Annotated in this window: 8 protein-coding genes; 7 read left to right on the top strand and 1 reads right to left on the bottom strand. The window is 49.7% G+C overall.

Features of this window, described 5'->3' with window-relative positions; genetic code table 11:
- Position 1: 1 nt before the first annotated feature.
- The 7 genes from ACYX4K_RS07440 (at position 2) to ACYX4K_RS07410 (ending at position 15,084) form a co-directional block, all read left to right on the top strand.
- Positions 2 to 7,639 (top strand): beta strand repeat-containing protein, encoded by a 7,638-nt coding sequence (locus ACYX4K_RS07440; RefSeq protein ID WP_475092753.1) that lies wholly within the window; start codon positions 2 to 4, stop codon positions 7,637 to 7,639.
- A 1,674-nt stretch (positions 7,640 to 9,313) separates the two neighbouring features.
- Positions 9,314 to 10,882 (top strand): AAA family ATPase, encoded by a 1,569-nt coding sequence (locus ACYX4K_RS07435; RefSeq protein ID WP_475092754.1) that lies wholly within the window; start codon positions 9,314 to 9,316, stop codon positions 10,880 to 10,882.
- A gap of 143 nt (positions 10,883 to 11,025) precedes the next feature.
- Positions 11,026 to 11,988, top strand: coding sequence for a hypothetical protein (locus ACYX4K_RS07430; RefSeq protein ID WP_475092756.1), 963 nt, complete (start codon positions 11,026 to 11,028; stop codon positions 11,986 to 11,988).
- A gap of 100 nt (positions 11,989 to 12,088) precedes the next feature.
- The gene (locus ACYX4K_RS07425) at positions 12,089 to 13,336 is read left to right on the top strand and encodes an IS256 family transposase (RefSeq protein ID WP_475092759.1); all 1,248 of its coding nucleotides are present in this window, start codon (positions 12,089 to 12,091) and stop codon (positions 13,334 to 13,336) included.
- A 9-nt stretch (positions 13,337 to 13,345) separates the two neighbouring features.
- Complete coding sequence (locus ACYX4K_RS07420; protein ID WP_475092761.1) at positions 13,346 to 13,990, top strand: hypothetical protein; 645 nt, start codon at positions 13,346 to 13,348, stop codon at positions 13,988 to 13,990.
- Positions 13,987 to 14,328 carry a hypothetical protein gene (locus tag ACYX4K_RS07415; protein WP_476178806.1) on the top strand — a complete coding sequence of 114 codons (342 nt, stop codon included), beginning with the start codon at positions 13,987 to 13,989 and terminating at the stop codon, positions 14,326 to 14,328. Before ACYX4K_RS07420 ends, ACYX4K_RS07415 begins: the two co-directional genes overlap by 4 nt.
- Before the next feature lie 462 nt (positions 14,329 to 14,790).
- Positions 14,791 to 15,084 (top strand): hypothetical protein, encoded by a 294-nt coding sequence (locus ACYX4K_RS07410; RefSeq protein ID WP_043315914.1) that lies wholly within the window; start codon positions 14,791 to 14,793, stop codon positions 15,082 to 15,084.
- Positions 15,085 to 15,116: 32 nt separating this feature from the next.
- On the opposite strand, the gene ACYX4K_RS07405 is transcribed toward ACYX4K_RS07410, so the two are convergent.
- Positions 15,117 to 15,596: a hotdog fold domain-containing protein gene (locus ACYX4K_RS07405; RefSeq protein WP_475092765.1), complete on the bottom strand. Its 480-nt coding sequence runs from the start codon at positions 15,594 to 15,596 to the stop codon at positions 15,117 to 15,119.
- Between the last annotated feature and the right edge of the window lie 25 nt (positions 15,597 to 15,621).

Here is a 15,621-nt window from a genome sequence, read left to right as displayed (position 1 = left end):
CATGTTGCAGCGTTGGGGGATTCTGGCGGCGTTTTGGATCTGCACACTGGGTGTGCCGGCTGTCGCCACAGCTCAGGAAGAGGCGCTCTGCGCGGAGGTGCGTATCGAAATTCTTCAGGAACTGACGCTGGAGCGTCAGGGCTTTGAGGCGATTATGCGCATTACCAATAGCCTGGATACCTATTCCATCGAGAATATCGCTATCACGGTGAATTTCGCCGATGCCGATGGCAACTCAGTGACCGCCACCTCAGACACATCCGCCAGTGATGCCGACTTCTTTATCCGCATTGATGACACCCAGAATGTGAATTCACTGGTGACTGCGGATAATGGGACGGTGACCGATGCGGTGATCAATGCCGGTAACGTGGGCGAGTTCCGCTGGCTGATCGTGCCGACGGCCAATGCCGCTGGCGAAACCGATAACGGTGAGCTGTTCTTTGTCGGCGCCACGCTCTCCTATTCCTACGGCGGCAAAGAAGAGGTGGTCGAGGTCGCGCCGGACTCCATCGTGGTCAAACCCCAGCCGCTGCTGACCTTGGATTACTTCCTTACACACGAAGTCATTGGTGATGATGCCTTCACAACAGAAGTCGAGCCGCCCGAGCCCTATACCCTGGGTGTGCGTATCGACAACAGCGGTTTTGGCTCCGCCAACAAGGTCAAAATCGAATCTGCCCAGCCGAGAATCGTCGATAACGAACAGGGCCTGGCCATTGATTTCACGATCACCAAAAGCTTCGTCGAAAATCAGGCTGCCCAGCCGAGCCTGCTGATCGACTTCGGCGAAATTGATCCCAAAGGAATGAAGGCCGGCCGCTGGATCATGGAATCCACCCTGTCCGGCAAGTTCACCTCCTTCAATGCCAGCTTTACCCATGCGGATGAACTCGGCGGCGAACTCACTTCCCTGATTGAAGCCACTAATGCGCACCTGCTAGTTCGAGATGTCAAAGTGGATCTTGCCGGCCGCGATGCGGTACCGGATTTTCTTGCCTATGGTGCCGACGATAGTTATTACGTTTACGAAAGCCAGGCAACCGGCGCCGACCTGGCGCTGTGCAAGAGCTGCGCCCAGGTTGCAGCGCTGAGTTACAGCTTGGGAGCGGAAAGTGCCGGCTCCCGCGCACTTACGGGCACCGCCGAAACTGGCTTTAGCTATATAAAAGTGGCAGACCCCTATGCGGGCGCCAAGGTACTGCATCGGGTAGCGCGGGATGACGGTAAGCAGCTCAATGCCGCGAACTATTGGATTTCCAAAGAGCGTGCCGAGAACAACGTAGATTTTAATTACTTCATCAACGTGTTTGATTTCGGTAGCACCGGCAGCTACTCCCTCTCTTTCGTTGACTCCAGCGAAGTACCGCAGGCGCCGGTGATTCAGGCAATTCTGGATCGTAGCAGTCACGAGGGGAGCCAGGTGGGCTTTCTGGTGCAGTCCTCCGATCCCAATGGCACAGTACCGGTATTAAGTGCCGCCAGCCTTCCTGCCGGTGCGATATTTACCGATGGCGGCGATGGTACCGGTATCTTCCGCTGGCAACCGGCGATCGGCCAGGCAGGCGATTACGTGGTTACGTTTACCGCAACAGACGGTGAGCTCGCCAGCCAGCGTGCAGTAAACATCGCGGTACACCCGGCAGATGATACCGATGGCGACGGCCTGGATGACGCCTGGGAAATGGAACACTTCGGTAACTTGGACCGCGATGGATCCGGCGATTACGACGAAGATGGCCGCACCGATGGACAGGAAGAAGAGGTGGGTAGTGACCCAACCGTGCCAGAGCTGGCCCCAGGTGCCCCACAAGTGACCAGCCCCATGTATGACGGCGAGGTTCTGAATGGTGCTTCCAACCTGTTGCCAACGCTTGTGATCACCAACGGTGATCATGCGGCGGAAATGTTGGTTGCCTATCAGTTTGAAGTCTATGCCGATGAGGCAATGCTCGATAAAGTTGCCGAGTCCGCAGTAGCAGAAGGCAGCGAGAGCACTAGCTGGTCTGTGACCAATGATGATGTGCTTCCCGGTAAATCGTTTGCGGATAACACGCTGTATTTCTGGCGCGCCCGCGCGATCACTCAGGTAGAAGAGGGGAGCGGCGAGGTACCTATCGCCTCCGAGTGGCAGTCGAGCCGCTTCTTTATCAATACCGAAAATGATGCCCCCGGTGCACCGGCGATTGTTGCACCGGCTGCGAACGCCATCGTTTCAGACTTGCGTCCGACCCTCGTTGTTGCCCACGCACTCGACATCGACCGGGACACGCTTTCATACGGCTTTGACCTGTTCCACGAATCCGACCTGGAAAACCCAATAGCGCAAGTTGTCGGACTCCTGCCCGGTGGTAACCACCAGACTCAGTGGCAAGTGCCCAACCCCTTGGCGGAAGACAACGCCTACGTGTGGAATGCCTGGGTCAAGGACGAACACGGTGCTCGTACGGAAAGTGCTATTGGCACCTTCCTGGTGAGCTCACTGAACAACAAGCCAGTAGCACCAACTGTGCTGGCACCGAGCGGCGCGTTGCAGACCTGGTTGCCGAATAGCGGTGTGGCTTTGCGGGTGCGCAACGGATCTGACCCCGAACAGCAACCGCTGACTTATTACTTCGAGCTGGACACCGTTTCGAGCTTTGATGGCACTGGCAAACTTGTTTCAGGCGCCATCGCTGAAGCGAATCAAGAAACCAGCTGGATCGCAGAGGGTTTGCAAGAAGATACGACCTACTACTGGCGGGCGAAAGTGAGCGATGGTGAAGTAGACAGTGATTGGGTAAACGCGAGCTTTAGCGTCGATTCCGATAATACTGCACCGCCGGTTCCGACACTGCATAACCCCGGTGATAGCGCAGTGGTGGAAACCCTGCGCCCACTGTTCGAGGTCAACCCGGTAGTGGATGTAGATGGCGATACTGTCCAGTATCGCTTCGAGGTGTATTCCGATGCTGCGCTTTCCATGTTGGTAGCCAGTCAGTTGCAACCCAGCACCCAGTGGACACCTGGTTTCGATTTCAATGACAACAGTCATTACTACTGGCGGGCTCAGGCCGAAGACGCCAAAGGGGCTACGAGTGAGTGGAGTCAAGCAAATGCCTTTGCGGTAAATGAAAATGGCCTCAATGATGCTCCGACCATTTCCGTGGTATTGCCGGATAGCGCGGTCACTGTGTCAGAACCTGAAATTTTGATTCAGTGGTTGGATACTGATCCCGACAGTAGCGCGAGTGTCTCTATTTACTACCTCTATGAAGGCAGCGGCCGCACACTGATTGTTGATGGTATTGACGAAGATGTTGACGGCGCGGGTGACCAATATCTGTGGGACGTTTCCGGCCTGCTGCCTGGGAACTACAGTCTGCAACTTGAAATCACCGATGGCGAAACTACGGTGTTGGCGGATGGCTGTTGCAATATCGAGGTGCCTTCGCAGACCAAGCGCATCACCGCGACCCCACAAACCGATCTGCTCGTTGACGAAGCCGGAACCGTAATTGCCGGTGTCAGTGTAGTGCTCGACCAGCCTTTACAGTCGGGCACCAGCCTAACTTTGAACCTGGCAGTTTCCGATAGCAGTGAAGCCCGTTTGTTAGGAGAAAGTTATCTGCAGTTTACCGCGGATAGCTGGGACATCCCGCAAGCGATCCAGCTGCAAGGGGTGGATGACTGTGAAGTAGACGGCAATCGCCCGTTCAATCTAGTTTTTCAACCCGCGCAGAGTGATGACCCAGCGTACAGTGGCTATTTGCTCGACAGCATCGAGCTGATCAATGCGGACAGCGAAGTCCCGGGGCAGACATTGTTTATCTGCCAATACGCACTGGAGCAAGAGGTCGCGGTGGCCGGTGGCAGTGAGGTGGATTCTCACTACCGCGTGACCTTGAGCAACAAAGGGGTGGGATTGGTTAGCGCCACCGCCGAACTTTCACTTCTCCCATCGCCAGACCTGAATTATTCCGCCACGGTGATTAGTGATGGATCCCAATTGTTCTCTGATATTGCCAGTAACGGAAGTGTTGCAGGTAGCGAAGTACTGGTGATTCGCCACCCGGCAAGTCAGCCCGTAGACTTTGCCAAGTTTGCCTGGAACATTCAGCCCGGCGAATCCCTCACCAACGTAGAAGGGGACAGTGGTCACAATACCCTGCAGGGTAGCGACGGTGCCGACACCATTGATGGCAAATCGGGTAACGACACTATCTACGGCGGTGATGGCGATGATGTGATCATCGGTGGAACCGGTGCGGACAAGCTTTATGGCGAAGGCGGCAACGATACCTTCATCATTGAAGGCAATGATGGTCATGCAGATCGTGTAGAAGGTGGCGATGGGTTCGACCAGGTGATCGGTGGTGCCGGAGACGATGCCATCCGCCTGAGTGTGTTCTCTGGCGCTGCAACCGTTGAGCGTATTGATGGGTCCAGCGGCTTCAATGCGATTTACGGCACCAGTGCACACAATACCCTAGATTTTTCCAATACCGAACTCGTCAATATTCAGTTTATCGACGGTCTCGCAGGTAACGACACCATCTACGGGAGCTCGGCGAACGATAAAATTATTGGCAATAGCGGCAGTGACAAGCTCTATGGCAATGCTGGCGATGACATCTTTGTAATCGAAGGCAATGACAGCGGTTATGACCGGGTAGAAGGTGGTACCGGCTTTGACCAGGTGGTTGGCAGTGACGGCGATGACTGGTTCCGGTTCTCTGCATTCAGTGGCGATGCCCGGGTAGAGGCCATCGACGGCGGTGCCGGACTGAATCAGATCGTCGCCAGCAGCGCGAACAATACTTTGGACTTCCGGGATGTCAGTCTGATCAATATCGCTCGCATAGAGGGTGCTGCGGGTAATGACACCATCTATGGTTCCTCTATCGCAGACACCATTATAGGTGGTTTGGGTAGCGATAAGCTTTACGGTGAAGGCGGTGATGACCGCTTCCTATTAACCGTCGGCGATACTGGTTTTGAGCGTTATGAAGGCGGTGAAGGGGACGATTGGATCGTCGGTACCTCGACGGACGATAGCATTCGCTTGAGTGCCTTTAGTGGTAACGCCCGTGTAGAAGTGATCGATGGTGATGGCGGGGTAAACCAGATCCTGGGCAGTACCGCCAACAATACCTTGGATTTCTCCGAGACGCAGTTGATCTCCATCGACCTGATTGATGCGGGTAAAGGCAATGATACGGTCAAGGGCTCCACTGCGGCAGACGTCATTATCGGCGGGCTAGGCTCAGATCTGATCTACGGCAATGGTGGAGCTGATACTTTCCAAATCACCCATGGGGACACAGGCTTCGACCATTATCAGGGGGGCGATGGCGTCGACCGTTTGCTTGGTACAGAGCTTGATGACGATATTCGTCTCACTGTGTTTAGTGGTAATGGCCGAGTTGAAATCATTGACGGCGGCGCGGGTGTAAACCGACTGGTAGCGTCCAGTGCGAACAACACCTTTGATTTCAGTGAGACTCAATTACTGAATATCAATGAGATTGATATGGGCGCGGGTAACGATACTGTATACGGAACCGATAGCGCGGACAGAATTCTTGGCGGCCCCGGCTCTGACAGGCTGTATGGTAATGGCGGCGACGATGTGTTCGTTGCAACCGTAAGCGATACCGGTGCAGACCGCTACGACGGCGGTGAAGGTTTCGATACCCTGTTGGGTAGTGCTGAAGATGATGAGCTGATCTTGTCAGTATTTAGTGGTGAAGCCCGGGTAGAGAGAATCGATGGCGGCGCTGGTACAAACGTGATTCGCTCAAATACTGCCTATAACACACTGGATTTCCGTGGGGTTGAGCTGATCAACATCGGATTGATCGACGCCGGTGCCGGAAATGACACGGTGTATGGTTCAGATCTCGCTGATGTAATTGAAGGCGGTATCGGTAGCGACACCTTGTATGGTGAAGGCGGTGACGACCTGTTCAAGTTGACTGCGGGCGATACTGGCTTCGATCAATATCGCGGCGGTGCGGGTACGGATACTCTTCAAGGTACTACTGGCGATGATATATTCCGCTTCAGTGCTTTTGCCGGCGAAGCTTCGGTAGAAATTATCGACGGCAATGGTGGTGCGGATACTATTGAAGCCACCACTGCGAACAACACGCTTGATTTCTCAAATACGCAGCTGATCGGTATTGTTTCCATTGATGCCGGTGACGGGAATGACACCGTATACGGCACCTCTGGTGCGGACACCATTATTGGCGGTCCGGGTAGCGACTACCTGGATGGCGGAGATGGCGACGATACGTTTATGTTTACCGCAGGAGACACCGGCAGCGATCGTTACAGTGGTGGTAACGGATTTGACCAGCTTCTGGGTACTGATGCTGACGATGACATTATTCTGAGCGTGTTCAGTGGTGCGGCAACCCTGGAGCGCATTGATGGAAAACTGGGCGTTAACCGCATCCTCTCCAATAGTGCCAATAACACATTGGATTTCTCTAATACCGAGTTGGTCAATGTCAGTGAAATCAATGCCGGTGACGGAAATGACACGGTAATTGGTACAGAATCCGCTGACTTGATTGTCGGAGGTCTTGGCAGTGACAACCTGTATGGAAACGCCGGAGATGACGTTTTCCTACTGACCACAGGTGATACCGGCTTCGACCGCTACGAAGGTGGCGACGGTATGGACAGCGTGCACGGGACCAGCGGAGATGATGTGTTCCGACTCAGTGCCTTTAGTGGAAATGCCACTGTCGAGGCAATTGACGGAAAAGGCGGAAACGATCAAATTTCCGGCAGTTCTGCGAATAATACTTTCGACTTCCGCAATACTTCTCTGGTTAATATCGCGCTGATCGCCACCCAATCCGGTAACGATACCGTCTACGGTACGGATGCTGCGGACACCATCGAAGGCGGCCTCGGCAGCGATAACCTTTACGGAGAGGGCGGTGATGATGTATTCCTGCTAACTGCGGGAGACACTGGGTACGATCGCTATGCGGGAGGTGATGGTGCGGATGAGCTTCGAGGTACGACCGGAAACGACCTGATCCGACTGGCAGCATACTCCGGCGCTACCACCGTTGAACGAATCAACGGCAACGGTGGCCAGGATGTCATTCAGGGCACCACCGGTAACAACACCCTCGACTTCTCACAAACAGAGCTCTCCAGTATTGCTGAGATTGACGCGTCGAAAGGAAACGATACCGTTCACGGCTCTGCATCGGACGACACTATCCGTGGCGGAGAAGGCACAGATACGCTCTATGGTAATGCTGGTGCCGATATCTATATCTTCGCCCGCGGCGATGGTTCGGACTCCATCCGTGATTCAGGCTCCAGCAATGGAGATACCCTTTATTTTGAAGGTGCGATAGCGCCCGAAGAGATTTGGATCGTGAAAAATGGAGCACATTTAGATATCTATCTACTTGCTGGGTCCGAGAAGATTCAGATCGTAAGCTGGGAGTCTCTCGATAATCGTATCGAGAGTATCGCCACAGAGTCGGGAGCGAGCTTGGCTTTCGATATGATCGGAGGCCTTGCAAATACCATGACTACAATAGGTGTGCCTGTTGATGGTGCTATCTCACTTGATGCAGAGCAGCAGGCTGATGTGGCGGAAGCAATCCAAATGGCTTGGCAGTAACAGTCTTTCAGCCAGAGATGCCCTGGACTACTAAAGAATCGAAAATTTACTAGTATTACCAGGGCTACACTGGGGTCAGCTTTGAGAATTGATTAGACTTGGAAGTGAATAATGAGTAAGCAGCTTCCTCTTAAGCGGATTGACTACAATTTGATAAGCGCTGTTTTTGCATAAATAATGAACAGTTTCTGTGTGGCGTAAATACTAGTTTATGCTACCTAGAAGAACCTCTTGCTACGCTTGCTTTTTGATCATTTATAATGGGTTATCTAATTTTTGTGCGTGAGACGGGCTGATGCAGATTTTCGCACGTGAAAACGTCTAAATAGTGGTCTACTTTTTACACGTGAGACTGTGTTTGGCGAGCTTGCCAGCAACAATCTCGGTACATATGACGGCATCTCACGATATCGATTTCTCTGAAGAGAGTACTTTCAATGGTTTTATCGCACAGGCATCACGTGGCCACTCCGACCATTATCTTCTATATAAATCAAAGGGTTAGCTGCATACACTGTGCTGTAGTGTGGTGCCCAATTTGAACCAAATTTAAACCATTGATGACCGCATTAGCTGTACAAAATGTAGTCTAACTTGGTCCCGCCCCTTCCGTTTCACATTTGCATTGGATGCGGGTGCACTCTTTATACGGCGTGCGTTGGTCTTTTGTGTGGCTTTTGATCAGTGCTAAAAACAAGATGTTTACGGCTGCACTCGCTTCCTCTTCACATATTCTCATCGGCTCAGATTGGGCATGTGGTGGGCATCAAATAGTAGTTAGTCACCACCTATCTTAATTTTTCCAAGTAACTTTTCTCTTAGCGGCTTCAGGGTGGCTTAGCTCTTCTTGCTGTAGTCCGTACACGACTTCTTCCTGCAACAGCGAGCTAGAGCCGTGTCGCTACTAACCAAGGTAATTTAAGCGCTTTGGATCTAGTTGAATGCTCGATTGGATGAGGTATGGCTACCAATGAGCGTCAAAATAGGCAATTCTGATATTGGCGGTTAATTTGCGAGCGATAGACTGTCACACTACTGAATGGGCATTCTGTAGTTTCCAGCCCCTTCTGTACTTAAATAAGTGTTCATATCAGTGCGAATAGATATTGGTTAGCGTCTATTGCCTATCGAATTAGTGGCCTGTTAGAGGTGGAATGATATAGAGCAAAATTGGCTCAAGAGAGCGGGGGGAATTTAGCATTCTTTTTGCGAATGCATATGCAGTGACTTTATCCATCAATGAAGCGTGACTTGAAACAGCTTTGACGTCAAAATATGGCTTTAGCTGCTTCCTTCATATATTGAGTGGCTTAGGAGGAGGGGGCTGGTAAAGAATATGTCGCCTAGTCTGCGATGTCTGCATTCTGTAGAAATGAAACTTTGAGCTGACTCAAATAGAGCATGCTACTTAGAATTCGGTTTTTGGCCATACGTAATCTATCATTGCTCTTTAATTTTTCGCTTTGATTACACTCGAAATGCGGAAGAAAAAATACGAAAAATAAATGTTGGCTATAAATCTGTGCTTCAGACTTTTTAGCTTGATCAGTTTCAGCGAGAGCACTGACGATATTTGGATGGCTAATGGTGATAATTTTATCGGTGAGTTAGTCGTCTAGTTTTTACCTTTAATATTGCTTAACAGATAATAAATTTAATTAGTAAGGGATAGTTATGCTGGTTTCAATGAGGCTCAGAAATCTAAGGGGCTTTAGTGGAAGGCCGGATGGACCATTTTTAGATTTGAAGCCGATAACCGTATTCGTGGGAAAGAATAGTAGCGGTAAAAGCTCATTTTTAAGATCTCTTCCACTACTTAGACAATCGGTAGAAGAGAATACAACTGGTCCAATACTCTGGTTCGGGCCATATGTGGATTTCGGAGCCTTCTCAGAGGCGATAAATGACAAAGTTAAAGACGGTAATATCTACTTCGATTTTAATTTTGACCTAAAATTTAGACGTTTTGATTTCCAACTTAGTCGTTATCGTGTCAGGTACTTAGAGGAGGATTCTATACGTGTGGGGGTAGAGCTGGGGGTTGGCGAACATAATAAAAAAACAATTTCAAAGAATCTAAAAGTTAAAATTTTTGACTCTGTCCTGAATTTTAGTTTTGGCGAGGGGTACAGATGTGACATCGCTTTGGATGGGGAGTCAATAAAACTCCAGCGGCCCTTATATGCTATACCGGGAAGAGCATTCTTGCCCGATATTACTTATCCTTCATTCGATGAGGATAATAGAATTATGGATTGGGATCGAGAATTTTTACCTCGTGATTACTATAAAAAAATCGCGACTTTTTTGGGAATGTATTTCCACGGAAAAAAATCAAAAGATGCTATTTTCGCTGGGGCATGCGAGCTGGGGCTGCAATCTAGGTCGTCAATATATTATTCTTTAAAGAAAGTGTTTAAGGATAATGCTTTTTTTCTTAAAAACTTAGAAAAAAGTCAAAAAAGAATCTGTGATATTGTCTATAAAAATCTTTTGCTGGCGAATGCTCAGGTATTAATCGGAAGGATTAACCGGGAGGTTGCACATGCATTTAAAGGTGTAAGATACATTGCGCCACTTAGAGCTACTGCAGAACGATACTATCGTCACCAAGATTTACAGGTTCGTGAGATTGATCATACGGGGTCAAACCTCGCAGTTCTTCTGCGATCATTTGGTGCCAGTCAAAGTCGAAGTTTTATGGATTGGACGCGTGAAAATTTCGGATTTTCAGTTCGAGTCGAAGAGAAAGGCCTTCATTATGAGCTGAAAATTAAGTTAGAAGAAGAAACTAAAGAATACAATATTAGCGATATGGGGTTTGGCTTTTCTCAAATCCTTCCAATTTTGGCTGCAATCTGGATGGAGGCAACTGGTGTGCGAAAGCAGTCGGTTGTTTATGGGGGGAGGCGTGAAGACGTTCCGCTGATTTTTGCTATTGAACAACCTGAATTGCACTTGCACCCTGAGTACCAGTCTCGTCTTTCAAGAATGTTTGCGGCTACGGTTAAGGCGGCTAAAGAAAAAGGGGTTGATTTAAGAATACTTTTTGAGACGCATAGCAAAACAATGGTCAACACATTGGGAGACTGCGTTGAGTCTGGGATTATTCAGTCCAAAGATATAAATATTTGTCTCTTTCAAAAAGGAGAGGATGGCGGTGACTCAGAGATAAATTTTTCTAAATTTGATGAGAGTGGTTATTTGACCAAATGGCCCGTAGGCTTTTTTGCGGGTCGTTAATTGTGATTTTTAAAATAGTTAATTGTAATCCTAGTAGTTTCTGTGGTGATTACCAAAAGCACTTTGTTCTATCCTCGTTAATTCGGTCTCATGGGGCTAGGAATAATATAGTTTTGGGGCAGCGAGAGTTATTGGAAGAGATTATGTCTTCTCACGAATTCGGGGTTCCAGATCGCGTTATTGCCGGTGAAATATCTGAGTCTGCTAGGGAGTACGGTGGTGTGTTGGGTAGTGCTAAAATCTATTGTATTGTAGATTTCGAATTTTCTGGAATCCAAGTAGAAAAGGAAGGCGATCGTTATGCCGTTAGAGTTGGTTATGAACAGTTTATTGGAGTTGATCACGTTGCTCCAACAGCATTAGTTGTTGAGAATTCCGACGACTATCGACTTTATAAAATAATTGCAGATCATTACTCTAAAATAGTAGTCAAAGGCTATACCCCAGTAAGTCTGGACTGCGTTCCAGGTGGTGGTAGTCAAATAAAAAATACTTTTGCTTTAGAGTCTCAGAAGAAAAAATTTGTACTTTGCCTTGTTGATAGTGATATGAAGCATCCGTCGGGTGCTAAAGGAGATACCGTAAAGGCGTTCGTTCCCGATGATTTTGAGATTGATGGGATGGCTTTGGCTGAAGTAATAAATGTCAGAGAGGCTGAGTCATTGTTGCCAATGTCTTTGTATCAAGAAAAAGTGTCGATAGCACATGCTTCTATAATAGATGCCATTGACGTAACTAACAGGCTCGACAAGACGAGTACAATGTTCAGGGATTTCTTCGATCATAAGGAGGGGATGACCCTTCGTGACGCCATTGGGCTCGATAACTTGTATGGATCTTATTGGGTTGAAATTTTTTCGAAATTTTCAGACTTGTCTTCACTTGACTGCGTATCTCAAATGACATGTTTTGAATGTGATCAGTGCGTAGTGATTAACGGGTTTGGCGACTATTTCCTTAGACAAACAGTGGATATGTCGGAGACGAAATCAGTCCATAAAATAAATGAAACGCTTTGTGAAAGATTGACGCACCACTGGCTACAGTTGGGCCATTTATTATTTAGTTGGGGTTGTGCGCCAGCTGGTAGGCCTGCACGTTGCTAAGAGTTATAACCGAATCTGGTGTTTGAGGATTTGAAAGAAAGCAGCGTATCTGGTTGATTTGTTGTCGCCAAACAAAGAAACCTACCGAGAGTACGCCGCTATGGACAAGAATACCGTTGTTGAGTTTACAGGTCGACAGGAGGCCACTGGTCCTCTGACCGTGCTGTTGCGTCGAGGCGCACGGGAGCTGCTGCAGAAGGCAGTAGAGGCAGAGCTGTCCACCTTCATGGAGGGCTTTCAAGACCGCTGCTTGGACGATGGCCGCGCGGCGGTGGTCCGCAATGGCTACCTGCCGGAGCGCGATATACAGACCGGGATTGGCCCGGTGAAGGTCAAGGTACCGAAGGTCAGGAGCAAGGATGGAGAGCCGGTAACCTTCCGCTCGGCTCTGGTACCGCCGTATGTACGCAAAGCCCGATCACTGGAAGCCGCGCTGCCATGGTTATACCTCAAGGGCGTTTCTACTGGCGAGATGGAAGAGGCCCTGTCGGTGCTGGTCGGCCCGGAGGCCAAGGGACTTTCAGCCAGCACCGTGGCTCGACTGAAAGCGCAGTGGAAAAACGAATACGAGACCTGGCGAACCACGGCTCTGGATAGGGACCGCTGGGTATATATCTGGGCCGACGGCATCTACAGCGGCCTGCGGTCGGAAGAAAGCAAGCTCTGCGCACTGGTCGTCATAGGTGTAAACGAGCGCGGAGAAAAGCACTTTCTGGTGATTGACGACGGAGAGCGAGAGTCGACGCTGAGTTGGAAAGGTGTGTTGGGTAAGCTGAAGGAGCGCGGCATGAACGCCCCGGAGCTGGCGGTTGGCGACGGCGCAATGGGGTTCTGGGCGGCACTGGAGGAAACCTACCCCGAGACACGCCAGCAGCGCTGCTGGGTACACAAAACGGCCAACGTTCTGAACAAGCTGCCAAAAGCGAGCCAACCGAAAGCCAAGCGCTTCCTGCACGACATCTGGCAGGCAGAGACAAGGGGCGATGCGGAGAAAGCGTTCGATACGTTTATCGAGACGTACGAAGCGAAATACCCAAAAATTGCCGAGTGCTTGCTGAAGGATCACGAAGAGCTGATGAGCTTCTACGACTTCCCGGCAAAACACTGGCAAAGCATCCGGACAACGAACCCGATAGAGTCGACGTTCGGGACGATCCGGCACCGCACCAAGCGCTCGAAGGGCTGCCTGTCGCGAGAAGGTATGCTGCACATGCTGTTCAAACTCGCGATGTGCGCAGAAGGGAAATGGAGAAAACTCCGGGGTTTTGATTACCTCGCGAAGGTGATCACCGGGGTGAAATTCAAAGATGGGGAGGAAGCGCCAACGGCCGATCAGGACGCTGCTTGATCAAGCCTGTTGAACACCAGAATTGACAATAACTCGCAGATTGACAGCTTGTTTGTGACCACCTATCGGGACCATGGCCACTTACGAACTGATCATTTCTTTAGTCAGCGAAAAATCCTGTATTTTCAACTGGACCAAGCGATGAATGGGATGCTAAAGCGTGAGCTTTTCGGTGTGCCTGACGCGAGTGTTCGGCTCAAGAGTCAGCTTGGTATAAGCAGTAAAGCTACGATTCATCAATGGAAAATGCAGGGTTACGCGGACGGTATTAAAGGGTTCGCAAGTAACTACCAAAATTTGAAGCGTACGGCTTCATTATTCAGCCGTTTAGGTTATGTTGCTATTGGTATTGACGTGGTTGGCGGCATCGCGAATGTTCAGAAAGCCTGTGCTTTTGAGCCCGAATCTACTCGTTGTATGAAGGCACGATTTGTAGAGCCAGGAAAAGTCGCCGGTGGAATCCTAGGCGGATGGGCTGGGGGAGTTGTCGGTTATTCCGTGTGCAACCTGGTTTTTGGTGTTGAAACGCTTGGTACCAGCCTTTTATGGTGTGGAATCGTTGCCGGGGGTGTTGGCGGATACGGCGGCGCAAAATTTGGCTCTGAATTCGGCGAAGGTGTGAGTTCTGAGATTTATGAGGTTTATTCAAAATGAGCGTAAGCTCCTTTTATATTATTGGTATTGGAGCGGCGGTTCTAATTTTGTTCTGTTTGCTCGTGGTGAATGCAGTGTGGTTTTATTTTGCGCACAGCAGTAGTATCAATGAGAAACTTTTTGGAAAGCCTGAAAACTTCGGGTTTCTTTTTTCAGTCGTGATTCTTTTCGCCAATTGGGCAATTTACTGTCTGAGTAAAAGAAGAGCTGAACGAGCGGGGGTTCAAGAGATTTTTTCCAACTTGCAGACCTCGGCACGTCGGCAGCTGATTTTTCATCTTTTGGGAATGTGGATGGTGTTTTTCCTGTTGATTGTAGGTTGGCTATTGGTCCGATAATTTCTCCCCTTGAGCTGTACTGGTTAATTGGGTCCATATTTATTTCTGCGGGCAATATATCCGGTAGAGGTCGCTCTGTTAACCCGCTATACGCAAAGCAGTTTCCCTTCAACTTCTTTATCTGCATGTAAATACGGTCCAAACTTTAGTTTTGGAACCTACGTTAGCATTTTGCCGGCGAGAGGAGCCAGTGCATATAAAGGGAATAGGTGGATAAATGGATTAACAATACATTCATCAATTTAGAACGATGGATGACCTTCGAAATATAATTAAGAAATATCAGGGGTTTGTTGGCAGGCCAACAGTCGGTAATAGCCATTAGACACTATATGATGCTGCAGATTTGCCACTTGGCTAAGATCTAGTCAATGGGTTGCGTGTTTAAGCGTGGTATCTTTCGACCGATTTGCAGTGCATTGCAGATCGAATATCTGTGATTGAAGATGCCGGAGTAGCGCTATGATCGAGTACAAATATCAGGAAGAGAAAGTTGTCGCCAAGTTTTTCGCAAATCTGCTCAACGATGGAGAAACGCTAGCTATTATTGACCGGGGTTTCGTAAGTTCCGCGGAGGAAGCAACACATCTGAGTAAGTTTTTCTGGGCCATGGTTAATAAATCTGCTCAGGGAGTGAACTTGCCTTGCGAGGGCACATCGGAGTACTGGACGGAGAAACTTTATAGCACGCTAGGTGGGTATCTGGAGCGTGCAGGCTACGAGCAACAGTGGAATGACGAAATCGATAATGCGTAAGTTATCGCAACGATCCTTCGTGCTGGCCTAACTTATTGCTTCTTGGGAGAAATCCGCATTGTGATATCCGCATGGAAGACCTCCTCACCGTTGGTATCAAATACGCTCACTGGCATCACCACATCCTGTGCTGAATCCCAATGAAAGTCGTCGACCCTACACACGGCGCGCAGATCGGTTTTGGCCATCTTCAGATATTGGACGGTCATGCCTACCGGAATCCAGCGGAAATTACCATTCAGGGATACGTCCAGGCATACGCCTCCGGCCAGTTCCGCAGCGTTACACATGGCGATGGCGTGCACGGTTTTAATGTGGTTTTGTACTGCGCGGCGCTTCTTCAGTTTGACCTCAACCAGGCCCGGCTGTATCTGAGCAAAGCGCGGTTTGATCGAGCTGAAGTAGGGGGCATTGAAGCAGACAATTTTGCTCACCAGCCAGCGGCCAATGCTGTTGCCGCCCAGGGTGCTCCAGAGTTTCAGAATCGGGCTTTTGGAGGGTACGTAGGTCATGGGCTGTTTCGGATCTTGCTGACTT

This window comes from Microbulbifer sp. ABF4_107 (assembly GCF_056312215.1).
This window is presented reverse-complemented; position numbering and strand designations above follow the sequence as displayed.

Bases quoted from the DNA above. Each gene is read 5' to 3' on its own strand.
- ACYX4K_RS07405 (WP_475092765.1), bottom strand. From the start codon at position 15,596: ATGACCTACGTACCCTCCAAAAGCCCGATTCTGAAACTCTGGAGCACC.
- ACYX4K_RS07440 (WP_475092753.1), top strand. From the start codon at position 2: ATGTTGCAGCGTTGGGGGATTCTGGCGGCGTTTTGGATCTGCACACTG.
- ACYX4K_RS07435 (WP_475092754.1), top strand. From the start codon at position 9,314: ATGCTGGTTTCAATGAGGCTCAGAAATCTAAGGGGCTTTAGTGGAAGG.
- ACYX4K_RS07415 (WP_476178806.1), top strand. From the start codon at position 13,987: ATGAGCGTAAGCTCCTTTTATATTATTGGTATTGGAGCGGCGGTTCTA.
- ACYX4K_RS07425 (WP_475092759.1), top strand. From the start codon at position 12,089: ATGGACAAGAATACCGTTGTTGAGTTTACAGGTCGACAGGAGGCCACT.
- ACYX4K_RS07410 (WP_043315914.1), top strand. From the start codon at position 14,791: ATGATCGAGTACAAATATCAGGAAGAGAAAGTTGTCGCCAAGTTTTTC.
- ACYX4K_RS07430 (WP_475092756.1), top strand. From the start codon at position 11,026: ATGTCTTCTCACGAATTCGGGGTTCCAGATCGCGTTATTGCCGGTGAA.